At 75.2% G+C, this 2,917-nt stretch carries 3 protein-coding genes; all 3 read left to right on the top strand.

What is annotated here, in order from left to right; all coding sequences use genetic code 11:
• The coding region (locus tag ACTWPW_RS63675; protein WP_443174956.1) for a glycosyltransferase at positions 1–599 on the top strand (599 nt) is incomplete at its 5' end.
• Positions 596–1,840 carry a glycosyltransferase gene (locus ACTWPW_RS63670; protein ID WP_443174955.1) on the top strand — a complete coding sequence of 415 codons (1,245 nt, stop codon included), beginning with the start codon at positions 596–598 and terminating at the stop codon, positions 1,838–1,840. The genes ACTWPW_RS63675 and ACTWPW_RS63670, both read left to right, overlap by 4 nt.
• Positions 1,837–2,757, top strand: coding sequence for a thiamine pyrophosphate-dependent dehydrogenase E1 component subunit alpha (locus ACTWPW_RS63665; RefSeq protein ID WP_375114042.1), 921 nt, complete (start codon positions 1,837–1,839; stop codon positions 2,755–2,757). The genes ACTWPW_RS63670 and ACTWPW_RS63665 overlap by 4 nt, the downstream gene beginning before the upstream one ends.
• Positions 2,758–2,917: the final 160 nt, after the last annotated feature.

The raw sequence follows: 2,917 nt of genomic DNA, 5'->3' as shown, positions 1-2,917 counted from the left end.
CCCAGCCCCTCCCGCCGGACGTTCGGTGGTCTCCCCGGCTGCCGTTCCGCACGGTGATGCCCCAGGTCGCGGCGGTGCTGCATCACGGCGGGATCGGCACCCTGACCAGGGCGCTCGTCGCCGGGACCCCGCAGGTGATCCTGGCGCACGGAGCCGACCGCCCCGACAACGCCGCGCGCCTGGCCACGGCGGGTCTGGCCCGCTGGCTCCCGGAGCACCGCTGGACCGCCGAGGAGGTGGCCGAAGCACTGGCCGCCGCCTTGAAGGACGGCCGGGCCCGGACCGGCATCGTCCACCAGGACGCCGCCGGCAGCCTGGTCGTCGCCGCCGAACACCTGGAGTCCCTCCTGAAACCGTCCGCCACCCGCCCACCCCTGAACAACCGGCCGGCCCTCACCCCACAGGCCCGGTCCGCGCAGTCCCTCCCCGCCCAAGCCCCGTCCGGACAGTCCCTCCCCGCCCAAGCCGCGCCCGCCCAAGCCGCGCCCGCGCAGCACCCGCCCGTCCAGCCCTTGCGCGTCCAAGCCCTGCCCGTCGAGCAGCGGCGGGTGCTGGCCGCGCGGCTGCGCCGCCGCCGGGCAGAGCGGGGCGCGTCGTGAGAATCCTGCTCGCCCAGAACATGATCCACCTCCCCTCCCACGGCGGCGCGAACAAGTCCAACCGCCTCCTCATGGAGCGGCTCGCCGCGCGCGGTCACGAGGTGCACGTGGTGGCCCCCTTCTCCGGAGCCATGCGAACCACCTCACCCGAGGCGGGGACGGCGGAGCTGGTACGGCGCGGCGCCCGGCTCGTCGAGACCGGCCGGCCCGGCGAGGTCGGGTACGGCCACGAAGGCGTGACCGTGCACGCCGTGACCGAGCCGTCCCTGCTGGCCCGGCGGGTCGCCGACGTGGCCGCCGGGCTGGCGCCCGACTGGACGCTGGTCCCCTCCGACGACCCCGGCCTGGTCGTGCTGGGCGCGGCGCTCCGCGCGACCCCAGAGCGGGTCGTCTACCTGGTGCACACCCTGCAGCAACTGCCGTTCGGCCCGGGCGCGTTCTATCCGAGCGCGGCCGGCGTGCGGATGGTGCGCCGCGCGGCCGGGGTGGTCGCGGTCAGCCGGGCCGCGCAGGACTACTGCCTGCGCCACGCCTCCCTGGAGTCAACACTGATATATCCACACATTTACGAGGACGCCGGCCACCAGGCGGCCCCCGCCCCGTACGTCACCATGATCAACCCCTGCGGCTACAAGGGCCTGCCGATCTTCCTGGCCCTGGCCGACGCCTGCCCCGACGCGCCCTTCCTGGCCGTCCCGACCTGGGGCACCACGGACGCCGAACGAGCAGCCCTGGCCGCCCGCCCCAACATCGCCGTCATCCCGCCGAGCGACGACATCGGCGAGATCCTCGGCCGTACCAAGGTCCTGCTCATGCCCTCCCTCTGGGACGAGACCTTCGGGTACACCTGCGTCGAGGCCATGCTCCGCGGCGTCCCTGTCCTGGCCTCCGACGTGGGCGGCCTGGCCGAGGCCAAGCTCGGCGTCCCGTACCTGCTGCCCGTCAACCGCGTGGAGCGCTACCAGACGGCCGGGCACGCGCGCCCGGCCCCCGTGCTCCCCGCGCAGGACCTGGGCCCCTGGCTGGCGGCGCTGCGGCGGCTCCTGGACGACCCCGGCCACCACCGCGACCTCGCCGCCCGCTCCCGGCAGGCCGCCCGCCGTTTCACGGACGGCCTGGAGAAGGACGCGCTGGAGCGGTACCTGACCACGCTGACCCCGGCCCGCCAGGCCCTGTCCGGACGGCGGGCGGCGCTGGCCAGGCTGGCCGCCGCCCGGGCCAGGACGGGAGGAACGGCATGATCGTGGCAGGGCTGGAGCGCGGCCTGTCGCCGCTCGCCCAGGACGACCTCGGCCGCCTCCTGCTGATCCGGCACTTCGAGCACGCCCTGCTCCGCCTCTTCGCCGAGGGCCTGCTGAGCGGCACCACGCACACCTGCCTGGGCCAGGAGTACGTGCCCGTCGCCCTGACCCCCCTCCTCCGCGAGGACGACTTCACCTTCAGCAACCACCGCGGCCACGGCCACTTCCTGGCCCGCTACGGCGACGAGGCCGGCGGCCTGCTGGCCGAGATCATGGGCAGGCAGGGCGCGCTGTGCGGCGGCGTGGGCGGCAGCCAGCACGTCTACCACCGCAACTTCATGTCCACCGGCGTGCAGGGCGAGAGCCTGCCGGTGGCGACCGGCATGGCCCTGCGCCTGCGCAGGACCGGCGGCGGCGCGCTGGTCTGCGCGTACGTGGGCGACGGCACCTGGGGCGAGGGCGCGGTGTACGAGGCGCTCAACCTGGCCGCGCTCTGGCGGGTGCCGCTGCTGGTCGTGGTGGAGAACAACGGCATCGCCCAGTCCACGCCCACCGGGAACGCGATGGCGGGCACGATCGCCGGCCGGGCCGCCGCGTTCGGCATCCCGTACCGGCGGATCCACTCGATCGACGTGAACGCCGTGCGCGCCGAGCTGGCCGCGCCGGTCGCGGCGGTCAGGGAGGGGTTCCCGCTGGTGGTGGAGTTCGTCACGCATCGGGTGGGGCCGCACAGCAAGGGCGACGACACCCGTGGCCCGGGCGAGCTGGCCCGTGTCAGGGAGAACGACTGGTACGAGCGTTACGCCGCCGCCTTCCCCCGGCAGTTCGCGGCGGCCGACGAGAGCGCGCGGCGGCACGTGGCCGCCCTGGTGGCCGAGGTGTCGGCGCGCCCGCCCGCGCCCTGGACGGCGACGTGACCGGGCCGGTCCGGGCCGAGCGGGTCGCCGAGCACCTGAACCGCGCGCTGCACGACGTCCTGGCCGCCGACCCCGGCGTGTACGTGCTGGGCGAGGACATCACCGACCCGTACGGCGGCGCCTTCAAGGTCACCAAGGGCCTGTCGTCGCGGTTCGGCGA

The sequence above is a fragment of the Nonomuraea sp. KM90 genome, from assembly GCF_052246675.1.
Lineage (GTDB): Bacteria > Actinomycetota > Actinomycetes > Streptosporangiales > Streptosporangiaceae > Nonomuraea.
This window is presented reverse-complemented; position numbering and strand designations above follow the sequence as displayed.